The sequence below is a fragment of the Streptomyces sp. NPDC003635 genome (assembly GCF_053587635.1).
In genome coordinates, this window is sequence record NZ_JBSFOK010000015.1 from 56,611 (window position 1) to 78,189 (window position 21,579).

Genomic DNA, 21,579 nt, shown 5'->3' on the forward strand with positions numbered 1-21,579 from the left:
TGGTCTGGAGGGCGAGGGAGGGTGCTTGATGCAGGTCGAACTAGAAGACCGGTTCCAGGAGTTCGTCAGAGCCCGGTGGTCCCATCTCGTGCGGACCGCCTATCTGCTCACCGGCGACGCGCACCATGCCGAGGACCTGACGCAGACGGCGCTGGCCAAGGCGTACCGCTCCTGGCGGCGAGTGGCGCGCAGCGACAACCCGGAGGCCTACGTCCGCCGGATGCTGGTCAGCTGCAACAGCGACCGGTTCCGCAAGCGGCGGGTGCCCGAGGCGCTGACCGCGGCGCCGCCGGAGTCGGCGGGCCGGGACGAGGCGTACGTGTGGGCCGACGAGCGCAGCGCGCTGCTGCCCGCGCTGGCCGGGCTGCCGCCGCGGCAGCGGGCGGTGGTGGTGCTGCGGTACTGGGAGGACCTGTCCGAGGCGGAGGTCGCCGACGCGCTCGGCTGCTCGCCCGGCACGGTCAAGAGCCAGGCGTCCAAGGGGCTCGCGAAGCTGCGGAGGTTTCCGGGGCTCGCGCACAGCCAGATGTCGACGGGGAGAGCCACACATGAGTGACGAGCGGGACTTCGAGGAGCAGGTGCGCGAGCTGCTGGCGCGGGACGCGTCCACCCTGCGCCCCTCGCCGGTGCCGTATCCGGAGATCCGCCGCCGGGGCGTCGTCGAGCGGCGGCGCCGGGTGGTGGCGGCGGGGGCGGTGCTGGTGACGCTGGCCGCCCTGCCCGTGGGGGCGTACGCGGTCGCGGGGGACGGCGGCAAGGGCGTGTCCACCGCCGCCTCGCCGACACCGACGGTCAGTGTCAGCCGGTCCCCGACGCCGAGCCCGTCCGGACCGGCGCGCCCCGCCACCGAGGAGCAGCTGCGGGACGGGATCACCTACGAGCAGGCGGCGGACGCGGTGGAGGCGTGCCTCGCCTACGACGAGCAGCACACGCTCGGCCCGCAGGACACGGACCTGGGCCCGGCGGACAGGTACCGGATCATCCTGGCGATGAACAGCACCGGCGACTCCAACGCGCCCGGTGACGGCATCTTCGTCGTCGCGGTGGACAAGGACGACCCGAGCGGGACCCGGATGATCTGCAACATCCGCGAGGGCGAGGCGCAGGGCCTGAACATCAGCAGCGGCGACTCCGGCATCCCGGACGCCCCCGCCGTCATGCCGGACATGAACGGCGGCAAGCTGTACCAGCAGTCCTTCCTCGACAAGGGCAGCTGGCGGCTGCCCTTCCGCTGGGGTGTGATCGGCACCTTCGAGCCGTCGGTCGCGAAGGTCACCGTCACCTACGGCGACGCGACCAGCGAAGCGGCCCTGGACCACGGCTGGTTCGTGGCCTCCGGCGTCCTCGACCAGCAGGTCACGGCGGCACCCCGGATCAAGGGCTACGACGCGGACGGCGAGCTCGTCTACGACTCCGACACGGACAAGTACTACGAGAAGACGCTGCCGTAAGAGCCCTGCGAGGGGGGTGCCGCACAGGGGTCGGCACCCCCCTCGGACGCCCTCGTCCCGGATGACGGCCACCCGGGTCACGGGCCAGGGCTGACCACAGGGGCGGTCCGTGCCTCGATTCCGTGGAAGTGGACCGCCATCGCGCGCTGCGCGCCCTCGATGTCCCGGGCGCGCAGCGCGTCCACGATGTCGCGATGGCGGCGGACGGTGACGTCGGGGGCCGGCTGGTCCGGTCGGCCGAGCGCGCCGGAGACCCGCCGGAAGGCGGTCCAGAAGGCGCCGAGCAGTTGCGGCACGAGGGCGTTGCCGAGCGAGGCGTAGAGCAACTCGTGGAACGCGCGGTCCAGTTCGTCGAAGGGCAGCCCCGCGCGCCCGGCCGCGTCCATCCGGTCCACCACCGCCTCCAGCCGCTCCAGCTCCGCCTCGGTGAGCGTCGTCGCCACCCGGCGGATCAGCCCCTCCTCCAGCACCTCGCGCACCTGGAGGATCTCGGCGAGCGCCCCGGTGTCGTCCTCGTGCCGGGCGAGCGCGCGGAAGGTCAGCCCGTCGACCAGCGGGGTCATCGAGGCGTGGCCGACATAGGTGCCGTAGCCGTGCCGGATCTCCACGATGTCCAGCGCCTGGAGCGCCTTGAGCGCCTCGCGGACGGAGTTGCGGCTGACCTTGAGGTCCGCCATCAGTTCCGACTCGGTGGGCAGCGGCGCGCCCGGGCCGAGCCGGCGGTCGAGGATCAGCTGGACCACCGCGCGCCGTATGCGACTGTTCCCGGTCTCCCCGGCCATGCGCGGCATCGTAAGCGCCACGGACGTCCCACGTCCCTCCTCCGGAGGAAACCGGGCCAACTCCTGGCATTCCGCCCCGCCATTGGTCCGACCTGTGCCGGAATAGGCCATTAGTGTGTGATGTCTTGACCGCCCCCATCCCCGCTCCTATGGTCGCGGCTGACCGTCAGGACGTAGGACGTCGTATCTCCCCTCCCCCCACTCCCCCCTCTGGTCCTTCCGGAGCCCCACCCTTCCTTCTGGAGGAACCGTGCGCGACGTGACCCCCGACGTGCCGGCGCTCGGTCGCCGGACCTTCCTGAAACACACCGGCGCGCTGGGCGCCGCCGCCGCGGTCTCCGCGTCCCTGTCGGCCTGTTCGGCCGGGCCGGAGTCCACCAACGACACCGGGGGCGGGGCGGGCGGCCCGAACCGGACCCTGACCGCGGTGATCGGCTACGGCAACGACGGCAGCTGGGACCCGACGCAGACGGCGTCGGCGTTCTGCATGGCCGCCAACAACCACATCTACGAGGGTCTCCTCGACACCGACCCGATCTCGCGTGAGCCGTACGCGGCGCTCGCCACCCAGGTGCCGGCCGATCCGAACGCCACCACCTGGCGGTTCACCCTGCGCGAGGGCGCGACCTTCCACGACGGCGAGCCGGTCACCGCCGACGACGTGGTGTTCGTCTTCGACCGGATCCTCGACCCGAAGACCCAGACCCTGGCCAAGGGCTTCTTCGCGGGCTGGCTGAAGGAGGCCCGCAAGGTCGACACGCGGACCGTCGAGCTCGTCCTCGCGTTCCCCTTCCCCGACGGCCTGTCCCGGCTCACCCTCGCCAAGGTCATGCCCCAGCACGTCTACTCCCGGCCCGGCGCCTGGGACGAGGCCATCGCGGGCAAGGCGATCGGCTCGGGCCCGTACCGGCAGACCGCGCACCACCCGAAGTCCAACACGACCTTCGAGGCGTACGCCGGGTACAACGGCCCGCGCAGGCCGGCCTTCAAGAGGATGAACTGGCTGACGATCGTGGACGCGGCCCCCCGCGTGGCCCGTATCTCGGGGTCGAGCGCCGGGGCGCAGATCGCCGACAACATCCCGTACGCCAACGTCGGCCGGCTCACCCAGGGTGGGCTCACGGTCGCGGGCGGGGCCGGGATGAACAACCTGTTCCTGATGTTCAACACCGAGCACAAGCCGTTCGACGACGTACGGGTGCGGCAGGCGCTGCACTACGCCATCGACACCGAGCAGATGGTCGAGGTGGCCCTCAAGGGGCACGGCAAGCCGTCGAGTTCCTTCCTGAACGAGGCCAACCCGAGCTACCGGCGCGCCAAGACGGTCTACGACCACGACCCCGACCGCGCGAAGGCACTGCTGAAGGAGGCCGGGGTCAGCGGGCTGAAGATCGACATCCTGGCGGTGAACGTCAGCTGGATCGTCGACTGCCTGCCGACCATCAAGTCCTCCTGGGACGCCGTCGGGGTGCGGACGACGCTGTCGCCGCAGGAGACCACGGCCGTGTTCACCAAGCTGGACCAGAAGCAGGACTACCAGGTGGTCGTCGCCGCCTCGAACCCCAACCAGTTCGGTCTCGACGCCGATCTGATCATGCGTTACAACTACGGCCCGACCAACCTGTGGATGGGCTACACGCGGTGGGCGAACGACCCGGTCGCAAGGCAGCTGTTCAAGGACATGGACCAAGCCACGCGGGAGCCGGACCCGGACCGGAAGAAGACGATGATCCAGGACTACGTCGACGTCGTCGCCGAGCAGGCCGTGCTCTACCCGGTGGTCCACAACGAGCTGATGACGGCTTGGGACGCCGGACTGCTCAGCGGCATAAGGGCACAGCCGTACCCGGGGATCAACCTGCTCCAGGCGAAGTGGGCCTAGCGGGATGACCGCCGTCGTACGGATCCTGATCCGCCGTGTCGTCCTGCTCGTCCCGCTGATGCTCGGCATCGTGCTGTTCGTGTTCCTGGTGATGCGCTTCTCGAAGGTCGACCCGGCGTCGGCCTTCTTCCAGGGCGCGAACCCGACGCCCGAGCAGCTCCACCAGTTCCGCGAGGAGAACGGCCTGCTCGATCCGCTGCCCGTGCGCTACGTCGCCTTCGTGGGCGATCTGCTGCACGGGGACATGGGCACCAGCGCGCTCACCCGGGGCGAGGTCGTCGACCAGGTGATGACCGCGCTGCCGCTCACCCTGCAGCTCACCTTCCTCGGCCTCGGCATCGCGACGGTGCTGGCGCTGCTCGGCGGGATCACCGCGGCCGTCTACCGTGACCGGCTGCCGGACCAGATCATCCGGGTGGTCTCGCTGACCGGCGTGGCCGCGCCCGGCTTCTGGCTGGCGCTGCTGATGATCCAGTACCTGGCGGTGGACCTCGGCTGGTTCCCGACCGGGGGCTACATCAACCCGGCGGACTCCTTCACCGGCTGGCTGAAGACGATGACGCTGCCCGCGCTCGCCCTCTCGCTGCCGGTGGCGGCCCAGCTCACCCGGATCGTGCGGACCTCGGTGGTGGAGGAACTGGACAAGGACTACGTCCGTACGGCCATCGGCAGCGGTCTGCCGCCGCGCGTGGTCGTGGGCCGCAACGTCCTCAGGAACGCCCTCGTCAACCCGCTCACCGTGCTCGGTCTGCGGGTCGGCTATCTGCTGGGCGGGGCGGTCGTCATCGAGACGATCTTCTCGCTGCCCGGCATGGGCAAGCTGATGATCGACGCCGTGAAGAACGGCGATCCGGCGGTCGTCCAGGGTGTCGTCCTGACCACGGCGTTCGGTTTCGTCATCGTCAATCTCGTGATCGACATCCTCTACCTGCTGGTCAACCCGCGACTGAGGGACACAGCGGCATGATCATGAACCGCAAGGAGCTCACCGCGGCCCTCTCCCGCCCCGGCGTCCGGCTGCGCGGCTGGCGCCGGCTGCCGCTGATGTCGAAGCTGGCCGCCTGCTTCCTGGCCCTGATCGTCCTCGTCGCCGTGTTCGCGCCGCTGCTCGCCCCGCACGATCCGCTGGAGCAGCAGCCGCCCGTCGACGGCACCGGACATCCCTCCCCCGAGCACTGGATGGGCCAGGACAGCCTGGGCCGCGACATCCTCAGCCGGCTGATGTACGGCGCCCGCTGGTCGCTGGCGATCGGCCTCGGCGCCACCGCGCTGGCCCTGGTGGCGGGCGCGCTGATCGGAGCGGTGGCGGCGACCTCCCGCAAGGCGGTCGACGAGACGCTGATGCGGTGTCTGGACGTGGTGATGGCGTTCCCCGGCATCGCGCTGGCCGCCGTCCTGGTCGCCGTCTTCGGCGGCGGGATCACTGTCCTGATCTGCGCGATCGCGTTCCTGTTCACCCCACCGGTCGCGCGGGTCGTACGGGCCAACGTCCTGGACCAGTACGGCGAGGACTACGTGACCGCGGAACGGGTGATCGGCGCCCGCACCCCGCACATCGTCTGGCGCCACGTGGCCGTCAACTGCGCGGCGCCGGTCCTGGTCTTCTGCACGGTGCAGGTCGCCGAGGCCATCGTCTTCGAGGCGTCGCTGTCCTTCATCGGCGCCGGGGTGCGGCCCCCCGACCCGTCGTGGGGCAGCGTCATCGCGGACGGCAAGAACATGGTGCTGACCGGGGGCTGGTGGGCGACCGTCTTCCCGGGCCTGGTGATCCTGTTCACCGTGCTCTCGCTGAACGTCCTCTCCGAGGGCGTCTCGGACGCCTGGGCGGCCCCGGCGGCCCGGGAGGTCGAGGTCCCCGAGGACGCGGACCGGATCGAGGCGCCGCAACCCGGCAGCGGGGAGGTCACCCGGCTGCCCGGACTGACGGAGGCCGCCCGCCGCCTGCGCGCCAGGGCCCGTCCGTTGCCCGCCGGCGTCCAGCCGGTGCTGGCCGTGGAGAACCTCGCCATCGGCTTCGAGGACCGCCACCGGGGCGTCGACATCGTCGACGGGATCAGCTTCGAGGTGCGGCCCGGCGAGGTGCTGGGCCTGGTCGGCGAGTCGGGCTGCGGCAAGTCCCTCACCGCGCTGACCGTCATGGGCCTCCAGCCCAAGGGCGCCCGGGTGCGCGGGCAGGTCCGCTTCCACCAGCGGGACCTGCTGGCCGAGCCGACGCGGGTACGGCGCAAGCTGCTCGGCCACGAGATGGCGATGGTCTACCAGGACGCCCTGTCCTCCCTGAACCCGGCGATGACCATCCGCGCCCAGCTCAAGCAGGTCGTACGGCGTGGAGGCCGCCGCGGTCCCGGGGAACTGCTCACCCTGGTCGGCCTCGACCCCGACCGCATCCTGCGCAGCTACCCGCACGAGCTGTCCGGCGGCCAGCGCCAGCGCGTGCTGATCGCGATGGCCCTGTCCCGGGACCCGAAGCTGATCGTGGCGGACGAGCCCACGACGGCGCTGGACGTCACCGTCCAGGCGCAGATCATGGCGCTGCTGCTGCGGCTGCGTGAGGAGCTGGGCTTCGCGCTGATCCTGGTCTCGCACGACCTCGCCCTGGTCGCCGACGTCACCGACCGGGTGGTGGTGATGTACGGCGGACAGGTCGTCGAGACCGGGGTGACCGCCGACCTGGTCGAGGCCCCGGCCCATCACTACACGCGCGGACTGCTCGGCAGCGTGCTGTCGCTGGAGGGCGCCGCCGAACGGATGACGCAGATCAAGGGCGTCGTCCCCGCCCCGGCCGACTTCCCCGTCGGCTGCCGCTTCGCCGACCGCTGCCCGCAGGCGACCGAGGTGTGCCGGACGCACCCGCCCGACCTGGTCGGCACCGCCACCCATACGGCGGCCTGCCACCATCCGGCGATCGAACTGGTGGAGACGGAGGTCGTCAATTGAACGCCCCGACCAAGGCCGTGACGATGCACCCAATCGTCGAGCTCTCCGACGCCCACGTCGTCCACAAGGCCCGCAGCGGCGGCGTCTTCACCCGGGACCGGGTGCACGCCCTGACCGGCGCCGACCTCACCGTGCTGCCGGGCGAGACGGTCGGCGTGGTGGGCGAGTCGGGGTGCGGGAAGTCCACCCTGGCGAAGGTGCTGGTGGGCGTGGAGCGGCCGACCGCCGGCACGGTGTCCTTCCGGGGACGCGACCTGTGGACCATGCCGCCGGACGAGCGCCGCACGACCGTGGGCCGCAGCACCGGCATGATCTTCCAGGACCCCGCCACCGCTTTGAACCGCCGCCTGCCGGTCCGGCGGATCCTGCGCGACCCGATGGACGTGCACGAGCAGGGCACCCGGCGCGAACGCGATGATCACGTACGGGAGTTGATGGCCCTGGTGGGCCTGCCCCGGGCCCTCGCCGACGCCCTGCCGGGACAGCTCTCCGGCGGTCAGCGCCAGCGCGTCGCCATCGCCCGCGCCCTCGCCCTCGACCCGGACCTGGTGGTGGCCGACGAGCCCACCAGCGCCCTGGACGTGTCGGTCCGCGCCCAGATCCTCAACCTCCTGCTGGACCTCAAGGAGCGTCTGGGCCTCGCCCTGGTCTTCGTCTCGCACGACATCCAGACGGTACGGCGGATGAGCGACCGGGTGATCACCATGTACCTCGGCCGGATCGTCGAGGAGGCCCCGGCCGACCGGGTGACCGACGGCTCCTGTCACCCGTACACCCGCGCCCTGTTCTCCGCCACGCCCGGACTGCTGCATCCGGTCGACCCGATTCCGCTGGTCGGCCCGGTCCCGTCGGCGACCCGTCCGCCGAGCGGCTGCCCCTTCCGGACCCGGTGCTGGAAGGCGACGGAACCGTGCGCACGAGAAATGCCCGGGTTCTCCCACGCGTCCACCCCCGGCCACCGGTACCGCTGCCACCATCCTGTCGAGGAGGACCGGTCGACCCGCGACCTGGCACAGTCCGCAAGGGAGCCGTCATGAAGCCGCTCACCGGTGTCATCCCGCCCGTGTGCACACCCCTGACCCCGGACCGCGAGATCGACGTCCACTCGCTGCTCCGGCTGGTCGACCATCTGGTGGAGGGCGGAGTGCACGGCCTGTTCGTGCTCGGCTCGACATCGGAGGCCGCGTATCTGACGGACCGGCAGCGACGGCTCGTGGTCGAGACGGTGGCCCTGCACGTGGGCGGCCGGCTGCCGGTGCTGGCCGGGGTCATCGACATGACGACGCCCCGGGTGCTGGACCACGTGACGAAGGTGGCGGCGGCCGGGGCGGACGCCGTGGTGGCGACCGCCCCCTTCTACGCGGCCACCCACCCCGCCGAGATCGCCCGCCACTACCGCCTCCTCGCCGCCGAGAGCCCGGTCCCCGTCCTCGCCTACGACATCCCGGCCGCCGTGCACACCAAGCTCCCCGCCGAGCTGGTGCTGGAACTGGCCGCCGAGGGGGTGCTGGCCGGGCTGAAGGACTCCAGCGGCGATCTGGCCGGGTTCCGCGAGGTCGTCACCGGCGCCCGGACCCGTCCCGGCATCAGGGACTTCAGCGTGCTCACCGGCTCCGAACTGTTCGCCGACGCGGCCCTGGCGCTGGGCGCGGACGGGGCGGTACCCGGACTGGCCAACGTCGACCCGCACGGCTACGTCCGTCTGGACCGCCTCAGCCGCGAGGGTGACCGGCACCGGGCCCGGGCCGAACAGGACCGGCTGTGCGCCCTGTTCGGCATGGTGCGGGTCGGCGACCCCACCCGGATGGGCGGCAGCTCGGCCGCGCTCGGCGCCTTCAAGGCGGCCCTGCACCTGCGCGGGGTCATCGACTGCCCGGCGACCGCGGAACCCCAGGTGCCGCTGTCACCGGAGGAGGTGGAGCGGGTGGGCAAGCACCTCGCGGCGGCCGGGCTGCTCTGAACGAACGAAGTGCCGGGGGCCGGCGGGCTAGAGGGTGCTCAGCGGCAGCCGACGGAACTCGATCGCCTCGTACGGGCTGCTCACTCCCGTCTCGTACAGCACCCCGACCGTGTTCGGGTCGACGCGGACCAGGTCGGAGTAGGCGGCGCGCTGCCGGGACAGCGTCGCCACCTTGGTGAAGGTCGCTCCGCCGTTGCCGCTGCGCCACACCGCCATGGCCTGCCGGGAGGTGGGCACGGACGGGCCGGAGAACAGCAAGGGGGCGCCGGATCCGGGGAGTTGCAGGGCGCTCGCCTGCACCACCGGCACCTCGTTGAGGGTGGGCTGGACGGCGTAGGGGCGGAACAGGGTGCGGCCGCCGTCGGCGGACCAGCCGTCCAGGCGGTTGCCGATGACGGAGCCGTGCTGGTCTCGGGCGTTGAAGTAGAGCCTGCCGTCGGGGAGTTCGGCCGCGGTGGTCTCGTTGGCGTTGTGCCGGCCGTCGTACACGTCATCCACGAAGCCCGTGCGCCAGGTGGTGCCGCCGTCGTCGCTGTAGATGGCGTGGCCGCCGTAGTACTTGGGCTCCTGCCCGGAGTCGGCCGAGCCGGGCGGCGGGGCCGCGGAGTGGTTCGAGGGGACCACGAGCCGTCCGGCGTGCGCGCCGAACCGGAGCGCCACGGCATGGCCCGGCCCGGTGGCGTACCAGCGCCAGTTCGGCCGCTTCACCTGGTCGGTGATCTCGCGCGGCCCGCTGAAGCGCAGGCCGTCGTCCCAGCTCTTCTGGACGAAGACCCGGCGACCCTGTTCCGGCGTCACCTCGCCCCGCATGATCTGCCCCTCCGTCACGGCACCGCTGTTGTAGGACGTGACCAGCACGATCGCGCCCGTCCGCGGATCCACCACCGGCGCCGGGTTGCCCCGGGTGTCACCGCCCCCGGCGGCCACCACGGTCAGCGGCCCCCAGGTGCAGCCGCCGTCGGCGGAGCGTCTGAGGACGACATCGATGTCGCCGGTGTCGCCCGCGCTGTTGTGCCGTCCCTCGGCGAAGGCCAGGAGCGTGCCCCGGCGGGTGCTGACCGTCGCGGGGATGCGGTACGTGTCGTAGCCGCCCTGCCCCGACACATAGGGCACCGAGGACGTGCACTCGGCGGCGGCCGAGGCTCTGCCGGTCGCGGTGAGCGGGGTGAGGAGGACTGCGGTGACGAGAAGAGTACGGCTCAGGAGGGTCATCGAGCTCCCTTGACGGAGTGTCAGACATTGACCTGTCCGTCACATGGTTCCCGGAGTCACCAGACCCGATTCGTACGCCACGATGACCAGCTGCGCCCTGTCGCGCGCCCCCAGCTTGCCCATGATACGGCTGACGTGCGTCTTCGCCGTGAGCGGGCTGAGCCCCAAGGTGTCGGCGATCTCGGTGTTGTTGAGTCCTCGCGCGACCAGCGTGAGCACCCCGCGCTCCCGCTCGGAGAGGCAGTCGGGGCCGCCCACCGCCGGCGTCGAGGGACTGCGCAGAAATCGCGCGATCAGCCGTGCCGTGGGCCCCGGCGACAGCAGGGCCTCACCCGCGGCGATCGTGCGGATGGCGTCGAGGAGTTCAGCCGGACGTGTGTCCTTCACCAGGAAGCCGGAGGCCCCGGCCCGCAGCGCGTCCACGATGTGCTCGTCGGTGTCGTACGTGGTCAGCACCAGCACCCGTACGCCGGCCAGGTCCTCGTCCGCCGCGATGAGCCGGGTCGCCTCGATGCCGTCGAGCTCGGGCATGCGGATGTCCATCACGACGAGGTCGGCGCGCTCGCTGCGGGCCAGCTCCAGCGCCTCCCGGCCGGTGCCGGCCTGTCCGACGACCTCCATGTCCGGCGCGGACTCGACGAGCATGGCGAACGCGGCCCGGACCAGGGTCTGGTCGTCGGCGAGCAGGACACGGATGGTCACGCGGTTCCTTCCAGAGGTGGGAGCGGGAGTACGGCGGTCACCCGGAAGCCGCCCCTGTCGCACGGCCCGGCGTCGAGTGTGCCGCCCACACTGCGGGCCCGCTCGCGCATTCCCACGAGTCCGAACCCCGGTGCCCTGCCGGACGTCGGCCCGGTGCCGTCGTCGGTGACCGCGACATGCAGGGCACCGTCGCACTCGTGCAGGTCCACCAGGACGGCCGGTTCGGGTCCCGCGTGCCGTACGGCGTTGGTGAGCGCCTCCTGGACGATGCGGTAGGCGGCGGCGCCGACTGCGGGGGGCGCCTGCCGCACCCGCACCGTCTGCTCCACGCGCGCGCCCGCGAGCCGGGCGGCGGCCACCAGGTCGTGCAGGCCGTCGAGTCCGGGCAGCGGGCCGCGCGCGTCGGCCGGGCCGTCCTCGCGCAGCACCTCCAGGGTGGTGCGCAGCTCGCCGCGCGCGGTACGGCAGGTCTCGGCGATGTCGTCGAGGGCCTTGGCGACCGTCTCGCGGTCCAGGCGCTCGGGGTCGGCCGCGAGGACATGGGCGGCGACCGAGGTCTGCACGCCGATGAGCGTGATGCTGTGGGCGAGCAGATCGTGCAGGTCCCGGGCGATGCGCAGACGTTCCTCGGCGACCCGGCGGCGGGCCTCCTCCTCGCGGGTGCGTTCGGCGCGCTCGGCGCGTTCGATGACCGCGGCGATGTACTGGCGGTAGTAGCGGGTGGCGATGCCGACGAAGATGACGGCGAGGACCCAGCCGTAGATGCGCAGCAGTTCGGCGGCCTGCTTGTCGCCGCCGAAGGTGAGCATCGCGGCCAGCGAGAGGCCGAGGCCCGTGGCGGTGACCACGAGGGTGCGGAACGGGCGTTGGGTGACGGTGACCGTGTACAGCGCGATGAACGAGGCGGGTACGGGCGCCTGGTGGTTGTTGTCGAGGGCGTGGTAGGGCAGGACGAGTGCCACCACCGCGGCGAACACGAGCAGCGGACGGCGGCGCCGCCACGCCAGCGGCACATGGGCGCCGATCAGCAGCGCCCAGCCGACGGCGTCGGGCCGCCGGCCGGCGTCGGTGGACAGCGCCAGGCACACGGCGGTGGCGGCCGCCGCGACCGCCAGCAGCACGTCGTTGCGGGTGCCGTGCCGGGCGGTCGTGGGGTCGCGGTTGACCGCGGCCATGATCCGCTCGCCGATACGGGGACTGGTTGACTGCTCCACGGGGATCATCTTCCGCTAGGAGGGCGCCCCTCCGGGAGGGAGGGGCGCCGGTCGGTCAGTGGGCTCCCGCGGTCACCCGCTCCGGTTCCTTCGGCGGCGCGGGGTGCCCGGGCTCCTTGGACAGGGCGCCCGGCCACCACACCTTGCGGCGCAGGGCGACACTCGCGCTGGTCACGAGGTAGGTGCGGACCAGGAAGGTGTCGAGGAGCACCCCGACCGCGATGACGAAGCCGAGTTCGACGAGCTGCACCATCGGCATGCTGGTGAGCACCGCGAAGGTGGCCGCGAGCACGAGGCCGGCGGAGGCGATGACCCCGCCGGTGGTGCGCAGCGCGGTGAGCGCGGCGACGTCCGGTTCGGCGCCCTTCAGGGACTCCTCGCGCATCCGGTGCATCAGGAAGATGCCGTAGTCGACGCCGAGGGCGACCAGGAAGACGAAGGAGAGCAGGCCGAGCCCCGGGTCCGTGCCCTCGAACCCGAACACCGGGCCGAAGACGAGCCCGCCGATGCCGAGCGCGGCGCCCCACACGGCGACCACGGCGGCGACCAGGATGAGGGGCGCGACGAGCGAGCGCAGCAGGGCGACGAGGATCAGCAGGACCGACAGCAGCACGATCGGCACGACGATCAGCCGGTCCCGGGCGTTGGTGTCCTTCAGGTCGATCTGCTCGGCGCTCGGACCGCCCACGTAGGAGCCGTCGAGCCTGTCCCGCAGATCCTCGATGGTCGCCGTCTCCCCCGCGGACTGGGGAGCGCTCCTGGCGATGACGGAGATCTCCGCCCAGCCGTCTGCGCTGCGCCCCCGCTCCGCGCTGTCGACCCCGCCGGTGCCGCGGATCTCGGCGAGGGTGGACTCGGCGCGGTCGGCCGGCGTGATGACGGTGATGGCCTGGGTGCCGCGCTCGGGGTAGGCGGCCGCGAGCGTCTCCATGGCGGCGACCGCGTCGGGCTTGCTGGTGAAGGAGTCCTCCTGCTTGAGATCGCCCGGCAGGTTGAACGTGCCGAGCGCGAGCGCGCCGAGCAGCAGGCCACCGCCGACGAGCACGGCCACCGGACGCCGACCGGCGGAGCTGCCCATCGCGGCGAACAGCGACCGGCGCGCCTTGGGCGTGCTGCCGTAGCGGGGCACGATCGGCCAGAACACCCGGCGCCCGAGCAGCACCAGCACGGCGGGCAGCAGCGCCAGCATGGCGACCAGCGCGCAGAGCACGCCGACCGTTCCGAGCGGGCCCATGCCCCGGCTGGAGTTGAGGTCGGCGGCGAGCAGACAGAGCAGCCCGGCGGCGACGGTCCCGGAGGAGGCGAGCACGGCGGGCCCGCAGCCCTTGAGGGCGGCGACCATGGCCTCGTACGGCCGCTCGATGCGGCGCAGTTCCTCGCGGTACCGGGAAACGAGGAGCAGGGCGTAGTCGGTTCCGGCGCCGAAGACGAGGATCGTCATGATCCCGGAGCTCTGACCGGAGACCGACGTACCGAACCACTGGTTGAGGCCGTAGGCCACGCCCATCGACAGGTAGTTGGCGACCCCGGCGACGACGAGGGGCACCAGCCAGAGGAAGGGGCTGCGGTAGATGATGATCAGCAGCAGCGCGACGACGGCGACGGTGGTGTAGAGCAGCGGCCCGTCGAGCGAGTTGTAGACCTCGGCGGCGTCGGTGGCGAGCGCGCCCTCACCGCCGACCTCCACGTCGAGCCCGCCGCTCCCCTGGGCGATGTCCCGCACGCCGTTGACGAGCTCGTCCCGGGCCTCCTCGTCGGTGCCGGGCTCGTTGCTGGCCACCGGATACATGAGCGTGGTGCCGTCCTTGGAGGGCACGCCGACGGGCTCCCCGGTCAGCCGGTAGGAACCGGCGATCTCGGCGACCTGCTCGGCGGCGACGCTCCTGTCCTCGGCGGTGAGCCCCCCGTCCCGGTGGTAGACCACGACCATCTGCGTGGTCTCACCGCCGGGCAACTGGTCCTGGATCTTGGCGACCTGGGTCGAGTCGGCGCTCGCCGGCAGGTAGTCGACGGCCCGGTCCCGTTGCACATCGGCGAGCTTCGAGGCGAACGGCGAGGCGATCGCCAGCACGAGGATCCACAGCCCGAGCACAAGCCACGGAACGCCCCGCCGCCGTCGTACGGATGTCCTTACGGCCCCCATGACACGGGCCTCCCTCCGGTCGGATGCTCTGGTTCGGCTTCCAGACTTCCGGGGGAAGGGGGCGGGTTCGTCGGACGGGAGGGCGAGTTGGGCGGTACTTCCGGGGGCGGCGGAAGGGGCCCGTTACTCCCCGGGGAGTACTACGACGGAGTACGCGCCGCCGCCAGCAGGCGGGTCACGTCGTCGGCGCAGATGGTCAGGGCCGCGCCCACCGTGGCGAGGACCTCCCGCTCGGCGGGGGTGTAGGGGCCGTCCGCGAGGGCGATGCGGGCGCCCTGGAGGAGGATCGACTCGCGACCGGGGGCCGCGAGGTGCGGGGCGAGGGGGTCCAGGGCCTCGTGGAGCTCTATGGCCAGGCCCGCTCCGCAGGGCTCGCCCAGGACGCGGCCGGTGTCGGCGGCCAGGGCCTCGACGAGGGCGTCGAGCTGTTCCTCGGTGCAGTCCTCGAAGCCGGCCGCGCGGACCGCGGAGGCGGCGGCCTCCAGGGCCGTACGGGCGCAGGAGCCGCCCGCGGCCAGGACCGCGAGGGCGACGGTGTGCACGGCGTCGCGGAGCATCGCGGAGAAACGGGTGGTGGTGGGGTGGTCCAGGACGTCGGTGCCGAAGTGGCGACGGCAGGCCGCGCATTCCACCACGGGTCCGGTCTCACCGCGCGGCAGCACCGGCACGCCCAGCAGGGTGAACCGGCGGCGCCCGGTCAGCCGCTGGTAGTTGCGGTCACCGCCACAGCCGGGGCAGAAGAACTCACCGTCCCCGACGGGCGTCCACGCGGTCCGTGTGCCCAGGATGCGGGCAGGCCTCACGGCACGGCCGTTTCGTCCCCGTCCTGGCAGCACGTCGCACCTCCGCGAAACCCGCGGCAACGTCGCCGCGCTTGCGTGATGTTAGCCACATCCCCCGGGCCTAGTCAGCACCCAGGACGAGACCTTTCCGTGACCTGCACAGAGATTGGCTTGTATACGCCGGGCAAGGGAGGCCTGCCCAGGGGCGCGGGGAACTGCGCGACAAGCCGCGACGCACGCGCAGCCGGCGCACAGCCCCCGCAGGCACCTCAGCAGTCCGCTGTTACCGGGCCGCCCGGTTCACGGCGGAGACAACCGCCTTCAGCGAGGCACGCGTGGTGTTCGCGTCGATACCGATGCCCCACAGGACCTTGCCGTCGATCGCGCATTCGATGTAGGAAGCGGCCTGCGCGGAGGCGCCCTCGCTCATCGTGTGCTCCTGGTAGTCCAGCAGCCGTACGTCGATCCCGATCGACTGCAGCGCGTCGAAGAAGGCCGAGATGGGACCGTTGCCGGTACCCGTCAGCACGGTGTCCGTGCCGTCGACCGTCGCCTCCACCTTCAGCGTGTCCACGCCGTCCGTGTCCGTCGTCGACTGGCCGTTGCGGACCTGGATACGGCCCCACGGGTTCTGCGGGTTCGGCAGGTACTCGTCCTGGAACACCGACCAGATGGCGGAGCCCGTGACCTCGCCGCCCTCCGCGTCCGTCTTGGCCTGGATGAGCTTGGAGAACTCGATCTGCATCCGGCGCGGCAGGTCCAGCTTGTGGTCGTTCTTCAGGACGTACGCGATACCGCCCTTGCCGGACTGCGAGTTGACCCGGATGACCGCCTCGTAGGAACGGCCGACGTCCTTCGGGTCGATCGGCAGGTACGGCACCGCCCACTCGATGTCGTCCACGGTGACCCCGCGCGCCGCCGCGTCGGCCTCCATGGCGTCGAAGCCCTTCTTGATGGCGTCCTGGTGGGAGCCGGAGAAGGACGTGTAGACCAGGTCGCCCACGTACGGGTGGCGCGGGTGGACCTCCATCTGGTTGCAGTACTCCCACGTACGACGGATCTCGTCGATGTCGGAGAAGTCGATCTGCGGGTCGACGCCCTGCGAGAACAGGTTCATGCCCAGGGTGACCAGGTCGACGTTGCCGGTGCGCTCGCCCTGCCCGAACAGACAGCCCTCGACGCGGTCGGCGCCGGCCATCAGCGCCAGCTCGGCGGCGGCGACGGCGGTGCCGCGGTCGTTGTGCGGGTGGACCGACAGGACGACGTACTCGCGGCGGGACAGGTTGCGGTGCATCCACTCGAAGCGGTCCGCGTGCGTGGACGGCGTCGAACGCTCCACGGTGGCGGGCAGGTTGAGGATGATCTCGCGGCCCGGCCCCGGCTGGTAGACGTCCATCACCGCCTCGCAGACCTCCAGCGCGAAGTCCAGCTCGGTGTCGGTGAAGATCTCGGGGCTGTACTGGTAGCCGAACTCCGTCTCGGGGTCCAGCAGCTTCTCCGCGTACTCCATGACCAGCCGCGTGCCGTCCACGGCGATCTGCTTGATGTCGTCCTTGGAGCCGCGGAAGACGACCCGGCGGAAGACCGGCGCGGTGGCGTTGTACAGGTGGACGGTGGCCCGCTTGGCGCCCTTCAGGGACTCCACCGTGCGCTCGATCAGGTCCTCGCGGGCCTGGGTCAGCACCGAGATCGTGACGTCGTCGGGGATCGCGCCGGGCTCTTCGATGATCGACCGTACGAAGTCGAAGTCGGTCTGGCCGGAGGCGGGGAAGCCGACCTCGATCTCCTTGTAGCCCATCTTGACCAGCTGGTCGAACATCCGGCGCTTGCGCTCGGGCGACATCGGGTCGATCAGGGCCTGGTTGCCGTCGCGCAGATCGGTGGAGAGCCAGCGGGGGGCCTGAGTGACGCGCTGGTTCGGCCAGGTGCGGTCCGGGATGTCGACCTGGTCGTAGCGACCGTACTTGTGGATCGGCATGGAAGTGGGCTGCTGGCGGTTCGCCATGATTGCGGGGCTCCTCAGGATGTCCGGAAGGACGGCCGACGACGCAACGCGAAGCTCCGCGGGGAGGGAGTCGACCTGGACTACAGGCCCTCGCCGCGGCAGCTAAGAAGAAGCAGCCCGAAAAGCATGATGCGCAGCATGCTAGCCGAGCCGCCCGCGATGCGGCGGTGCGTATCAGTATGCGGGATCCCCTCGGGCGATGGGGGCGAATGGGACAAAAAGTGCGCTATACCACTCCGCGACCGTCACGCGACGGCCTTGTCGGCACATTTCACCAATCATGGTTGCGGCTAGTGACAGCGGCATAACACAGTGCAATGGTGCCGGGCATGACGAACCACGGGGGCCATGAGCCCGTCTTCTGCACCGTCGTACCGCCGCATGTCCTCGACAAACTGGCCCAGGCCGAGGACCCCGCGCTGTCCGGACCGGCCCGCCGGACCCTGCAGCGCGACGCCTACGAGCGCACCCACCGCCGGCTGACCACCGTGCTCGGCGCGCCCGCCGTCGCCCCGCCCGCAGACGCCGAGCCCGACAAGCCCTCCCGCACGATCTACGACGCCCGGCACGGCACCGACCTGCCCGGCGGGAAGGTCCGCGCGGAGGGCGAGGAGCCCGGCAAGGACGCCACCGTCAACCGCGCCTACGCGGGCCTCGGCGCCACCTTCGAGCTGTTCCTGAAGGCCTACGAGCGCGACTCGATCGATGGCAACGGTCTGCCGCTGGACGCGACCGTCCACTACGAGCAGGACTACAACAACGCCTTCTGGAACGGCGAGCAGATGGTGTTCGGCGACGGGGACGGGGAGATCTTCCTCGACTTCACCATCCCGATCGACGTCATCGGACACGAACTCGCCCACGGCGTCACGCAGTACACCGCCAACCTCACCTACTTCGGCCAGCCCGGGGCCCTGAACGAGTCGATGTCGGACGTCTTCGGCGCGCTCATCAAGCAGTACACGCTGGGCCAGACCGCCGCCGAGGCCGACTGGCTGATCGGCGCCGGGCTGCTCGCCCCGCGGGTGACGGGCAAGGCGCTGCGCTCGATGAAGGAGCCCGGCACGGCGTACGACGACGACGTGCTCGGCAAGGACCCGCAGCCCGCGACGATGGACGACTACGTCCGCACCGGCCGCGACAACGGCGGCGTCCACATCAACTCCGGCATCCCCAACCACGCCTTCTACCTGGCCGCCACCGCCCTCGGCGGACATGCCTGGGAGCGCGCCGGACAGATCTGGTACGACGTGCTGACCGGCGGCGAGCTGAAGGCGCAGGCCCTCTTCGTCGACTTCGCCACGCTGACGGGCGCCGCCGCGAAGGCGCGGTACGGCGACGGCAGCGAGGAGCTCCAGGCGGTCATGAAGGCCTGGGAGCAGGTCGGCGTGCGCACGCTGTAGTTCCGTACTAGACAGGACCCATGCGGATTCAGGTGAGGCGCACCGGAGGTTTCGCGGGCATCGAGCGGTTCGCCGAGGTGGACGTCTCGGGGCGGCCCGATGCCCAGCAGTGGCGGACCCTGGCCGAGCGAGCGCTCGCGGAAGGCCGGGGCACGCCCCCTGTCGGGGTGCCCGACGGCTTCAGCTACCAGATCACCGTGGACGGCAGGACCGTGTACTGCGCGGACCCCCGGCTGACCGAAGAGCAGCGGAAACTGATCACTCGCGTCCTCAAGGAAGGGGCGTAACGGCAGCTTCACGCCTGGCCGTTGACTTCCGTTACCCCGGGTACCGATGATCCGGCGCATGGCGACGCAAGCGATACCTCAGTTCCCGGCGGGCTTCCTGTGGGGCGTGTCGACCTCGGCCCATCAGATCGAGGGCGCGGCCGAGCTGCGCGAGCCGTCCGTGTGGGACGCCTTCACGGCTGTGCCGGGACGCGTGAAGGACGGCTCGACGGCGGCGGTGGCCTGCGACCACTACCACCGCTACCGCGAGGACGTGGCCCTGCTGGCCGGGCTCGGAGTCGGCGCGTACCGCTTCTCGGTCTCGTGGCCGCGGGTCAACTCCCCCGGCGGCCTGGACTTCTACGACCGTCTCGTCGACGAGCTGAGCGCGGCGGGCGTGCGGCCGGTCCCCACCCTCTTCCACTGGGACCTGCCGGCCGGGCTCGACTGGCTGGAGCGGGACACGGCCGCACGGTTCGCCGAGTACGTGTCGGTGGTCGCCGAGCGGCTCGGGGACCGCGTGCACAAGTGGATCACCCTCAACGAGCCCGCCGAGCACACCCTGCTGGGCCATGCGCTGGGCCTCCACGCACCCGGCGGACAGCTCATGTTCGACGCGCTGCCCGCCGCCCACCACCAGCTTCTCGCCCACGGTCTGGCCGCACGGGCGCTGCGCGCGGCCGGGGCCACGGACATCGGGATCGCCAACTCGCACGGGCCGACGTGGGCGGCGTCGAAGGACCCCGCGGACGTGGAGGCGGCGGACTTCTACGACGTACTGCTCAACCGGCTGTTCGCGGACCCGGTGCTGCTGGGCGAATACCCGGTGGGGATCGGCGAGTTGATGCCCGGAGACGTCTCGGCCGACCTGAAGGTGATCGGCGAGCCGCTGGACTTCTACGGCGTCAACTACTACGCGCCGACGAAGGTGGGCGCGCCGCGGGGTGCGGAGATCGAGTTCGGCGGGGTGTCGCTGCCGGCCGAACTCCCCTTCTCCGTGCAGGAGATCAGGGACGTCCCGGTCACCGACTTCGGCTGGCCGGTCGTTCCCGAGGCGCTCACCGAGCTGCTCACCGGCTTCCACGAGCGCTACGGCGACCGGCTCCCGCCCGTCGTCATCACCGAGAACGGCTGCTCCTACGAGGGCGTCGACGACCAGGAGCGGATCGCCTACCTGGACGGCCACATCCGCGCGCTGCACCGGGCGAGGGAGGCCGGGGTGGACGTGCGCGGGTACTTCGTCTGGTCGCTGCTGGACAACTTCGAGTGGGCGGAGGGGTACGCGCGCCGGTTCGGACTCGTCCACGTGGACTACGACACCCTGGAGCGGACCCCGAAGGCGTCGTACGGCTGGTTCCGGGACGTGCTGCGGGCGCAGGGATGACGGTCGGGGCGCTCAGCGACCCGGTCGACCGGGTCGGCCCGGGCTGGACCACGGCACTCTCGCTCGCCAACTGGGCGATCTGGGTGGGCTGGTACGGGCCGCTGCAGATCCTGTTGCCCGAGCAGGCCGAGGACTTCGCGCCGGGCACGGGGATGTCGAAGGAGACGCTGCTGGCCTGGGTGGCGGGGGTGGGCGCGGCGGTCTCGTTGCTCGCGAACCCGCTGTTCGGCGCGCTGTCGGACCGTACGACGGCCCGTTGGGGGCGCCGTACGCCGTGGATCGCGGCCGGGACGGGCGGGGGCGCGCTGTCGTTGCTGCTGCTCGGGGGCGCGGACGGGCTCTGGACGATGATGCTGGGCTGGTGCCTGGTGCAGCTGACCCTGAACGCGGCCTTCGCGGCGGTGACGGCGGCGGTGCCGGACCGGGTGCCGCGGCTCCAACGCGGCTCGGTGGGCGGCTGGTTGGGGGCGGCGCAGATCTTCGGGGCGGTCGCCGGGACGGGGCTCGCGACCGCGGTGGGCGGGATCGGGGCGGGGTATGCGGCGTGCGCGGTGTTCGTGGTGGCGGGGGTGCTGCCGTACGTGCTGCGCCACAAGGACCTGAGTCTGGCGGCCGCGGACCGCCCACCCTGGTCGTCCCGGGCCTTCCTTCGCGGCTTCTGGCTGAGCCCGCGCCGCTATCCGGACTTCGGCTGGGCCTGGCTGACCCGCTTCCTGATCAACCTGAGCAACGCGCTGGTGATCCTGTACCTGCTGTACTACCTGCGGGACCGCCTGAAGTACGACGACCCCGACGAGGGGGTCCTGATCCTGACCGCGGTGAACAGCGTGACGCTGCTGGCCACGGTCGTGGTGGGCGGGGTCTGGTCGGACCGGGTGGGTCGGCGCAAGCCGTTCGTGCGCTGGTCCGGCGCGCTGATCGCGGCGGCGACGGCCCTGCTGGCGGTGTGGCAGACCTGGCCGGGCGCGATCGTGGTGGCGGCGCTGCTGGGGGTGGGCCTGGGCGTCTTCATGTCGGTCGACTTCGCCCTGATGACGGACGTCCTGCCGAAGGCCCTGGACCGGGGCAAGGACCTGGGCGTGATCAACGTGGCCAACGCCCTCCCGCAGGTGGCGGCCCCCGCCCTGGCGGCCCCCATCGTGACCCACCTGGGCGGCTACCGAGTCCTGTACGCACTGGCGGCGGCGATCGGATTGGCAGGGGCGGTGCTGGTGGGCCGGATCAAGGCCGTCGACTAGCCGGCCCTGACCCCAACGGCTCAGAAACCGAGCCGCCGCAACTGCTTCGGATCCCGCTGCCAGTCCTTGGCCACCTTCACATGCAGATCCAGAAAGACCGGCGTGCCCAGCAGCGCCTCGAACTGCTCGCGCGACGAGACCCCGACCTCCATCAGGCGCTTGCCCAGACGGCTCCGCCGCCACCCCCGCCCACCCGCAACAACCCCGCCCTCAAAAAC

Annotated in this window: 18 protein-coding genes and 1 pseudogene; 11 read left to right on the plus strand and 8 right to left on the minus strand. The window is 71.5% G+C overall.

Going from position 1 to position 21,579, the window contains the following annotated elements:
- Window positions 1–28 precede the first annotated feature (28 nt).
- On the plus strand, window positions 29–556 hold the full coding sequence (locus tag ACWDRW_RS16665) for a SigE family RNA polymerase sigma factor (RefSeq protein WP_451723811.1): 528 nt from the start codon (window positions 29–31) through the stop codon (window positions 554–556).
- Entirely contained in the window at window positions 549–1,451 is a 903-nt protein-coding gene (locus ACWDRW_RS16670) for a hypothetical protein (protein WP_451723813.1), read from the plus strand. Before ACWDRW_RS16665 ends, ACWDRW_RS16670 begins: the two co-directional genes overlap by 8 nt.
- Before the next feature lie 77 nt (window positions 1,452–1,528).
- Here ACWDRW_RS16670 and ACWDRW_RS16675 read toward each other — a convergent pair whose 3' ends face one another.
- Complete coding sequence (locus ACWDRW_RS16675) at window positions 1,529–2,242, minus strand: FadR/GntR family transcriptional regulator (protein WP_451723951.1); 714 nt, start codon at window positions 2,240–2,242, stop codon at window positions 1,529–1,531.
- 241 nt (window positions 2,243–2,483) lie between these two features.
- Here ACWDRW_RS16675 and ACWDRW_RS16680 point away from each other — a divergent pair, with 241 nt between their 5' ends.
- From ACWDRW_RS16680 to ACWDRW_RS16700, 5 genes are read left to right on the plus strand one after another with little or no spacing between them, the layout of a single operon-like run.
- Window positions 2,484–4,115 carry an ABC transporter substrate-binding protein gene (locus ACWDRW_RS16680; RefSeq protein WP_451723815.1) on the plus strand — a complete coding sequence of 544 codons (1,632 nt, stop codon included), beginning with the start codon at window positions 2,484–2,486 and terminating at the stop codon, window positions 4,113–4,115.
- A 4-nt stretch (window positions 4,116–4,119) separates the two neighbouring features.
- Window positions 4,120–5,082, plus strand: a complete 963-nt coding sequence (locus ACWDRW_RS16685) for an ABC transporter permease (protein WP_451723816.1) — start codon at window positions 4,120–4,122, stop codon at window positions 5,080–5,082.
- Window positions 5,079–7,052 (plus strand): dipeptide/oligopeptide/nickel ABC transporter permease/ATP-binding protein, encoded by a 1,974-nt coding sequence (locus tag ACWDRW_RS16690; protein ID WP_451723818.1) that lies wholly within the window; start codon window positions 5,079–5,081, stop codon window positions 7,050–7,052. Before ACWDRW_RS16685 ends, ACWDRW_RS16690 begins: the two co-directional genes overlap by 4 nt.
- A gap of 23 nt (window positions 7,053–7,075) precedes the next feature.
- On the plus strand, window positions 7,076–8,089 hold the full coding sequence (locus ACWDRW_RS16695; protein WP_451723953.1) for an oligopeptide/dipeptide ABC transporter ATP-binding protein: 1,014 nt from the start codon (window positions 7,076–7,078) through the stop codon (window positions 8,087–8,089).
- Window positions 8,086–9,012, plus strand: coding sequence for a dihydrodipicolinate synthase family protein (locus ACWDRW_RS16700; RefSeq protein WP_451723820.1), 927 nt, complete (start codon window positions 8,086–8,088; stop codon window positions 9,010–9,012). The genes ACWDRW_RS16695 and ACWDRW_RS16700 overlap by 4 nt, the downstream gene beginning before the upstream one ends.
- 27 nt (window positions 9,013–9,039) lie before the next feature.
- Here the strand turns inward: ACWDRW_RS16700 and ACWDRW_RS16705 are convergent, their stop codons facing one another.
- The 6 genes from ACWDRW_RS16705 to leuA all read right to left on the minus strand — a co-directional run bounded on the left by ACWDRW_RS16705 (window position 9,040) and on the right by leuA (window position 17,070).
- Window positions 9,040–10,224 (minus strand): sialidase family protein, encoded by a 1,185-nt coding sequence (locus ACWDRW_RS16705; RefSeq protein WP_451723822.1) that lies wholly within the window; start codon window positions 10,222–10,224, stop codon window positions 9,040–9,042.
- A gap of 39 nt (window positions 10,225–10,263) precedes the next feature.
- Window positions 10,264–10,926 carry a response regulator gene (locus ACWDRW_RS16710; RefSeq protein ID WP_451723823.1) on the minus strand — a complete coding sequence of 221 codons (663 nt, stop codon included), beginning with the start codon at window positions 10,924–10,926 and terminating at the stop codon, window positions 10,264–10,266.
- A complete protein-coding gene (locus ACWDRW_RS16715; protein ID WP_451723824.1) occupies window positions 10,923–12,149 on the minus strand; it encodes a sensor histidine kinase in 1,227 nt (408 codons plus the stop codon). Before ACWDRW_RS16715 ends, ACWDRW_RS16710 begins: the two co-directional genes overlap by 4 nt.
- Window positions 12,150–12,195: 46 nt before the next feature.
- A complete protein-coding gene (locus tag ACWDRW_RS16720) occupies window positions 12,196–14,283 on the minus strand; it encodes an MMPL family transporter (RefSeq protein WP_451723826.1) in 2,088 nt (695 codons plus the stop codon).
- A 140-nt stretch (window positions 14,284–14,423) separates the two neighbouring features.
- Entirely contained in the window at window positions 14,424–15,119 is a 696-nt protein-coding gene (locus ACWDRW_RS16725) for a TerB family tellurite resistance protein (protein ID WP_451723828.1), read from the minus strand.
- Window positions 15,120–15,348: 229 nt separating this feature from the next.
- Entirely contained in the window at window positions 15,349–17,070 is a 1,722-nt protein-coding gene (gene leuA, locus ACWDRW_RS16730; protein ID WP_451723831.1) for a 2-isopropylmalate synthase, read from the minus strand.
- Between the two features lie 329 nt (window positions 17,071–17,399).
- On the opposite strand from leuA, the gene ACWDRW_RS16735 reads away from it, so the two are divergent.
- The 4 genes from ACWDRW_RS16735 to ACWDRW_RS16750 are packed head-to-tail and all read left to right on the plus strand — an operon-like array spanning window position 17,400 to window position 21,361.
- Window positions 17,400–18,473 carry a M4 family metallopeptidase gene (locus ACWDRW_RS16735; RefSeq protein WP_451723832.1) on the plus strand — a complete coding sequence of 358 codons (1,074 nt, stop codon included), beginning with the start codon at window positions 17,400–17,402 and terminating at the stop codon, window positions 18,471–18,473.
- A 20-nt stretch (window positions 18,474–18,493) separates the two neighbouring features.
- Complete coding sequence (locus tag ACWDRW_RS16740) at window positions 18,494–18,760, plus strand: protealysin inhibitor emfourin (RefSeq protein WP_451723833.1); 267 nt, start codon at window positions 18,494–18,496, stop codon at window positions 18,758–18,760.
- 46 nt (window positions 18,761–18,806) lie between these two features.
- Window positions 18,807–20,123, plus strand: a complete 1,317-nt coding sequence (locus ACWDRW_RS16745) for a GH1 family beta-glucosidase (RefSeq protein ID WP_451723835.1) — start codon at window positions 18,807–18,809, stop codon at window positions 20,121–20,123.
- Window positions 20,120–21,361 carry an MFS transporter gene (locus ACWDRW_RS16750; protein WP_451723837.1) on the plus strand — a complete coding sequence of 414 codons (1,242 nt, stop codon included), beginning with the start codon at window positions 20,120–20,122 and terminating at the stop codon, window positions 21,359–21,361. The genes ACWDRW_RS16745 and ACWDRW_RS16750 overlap by 4 nt, the downstream gene beginning before the upstream one ends.
- A gap of 20 nt (window positions 21,362–21,381) precedes the next feature.
- On the opposite strand, the pseudogene ACWDRW_RS16755 reads toward ACWDRW_RS16750, so the two are convergent.
- Window positions 21,382–21,579, minus strand: a pseudogene (locus tag ACWDRW_RS16755) (hypothetical protein); the annotation flags it as partial.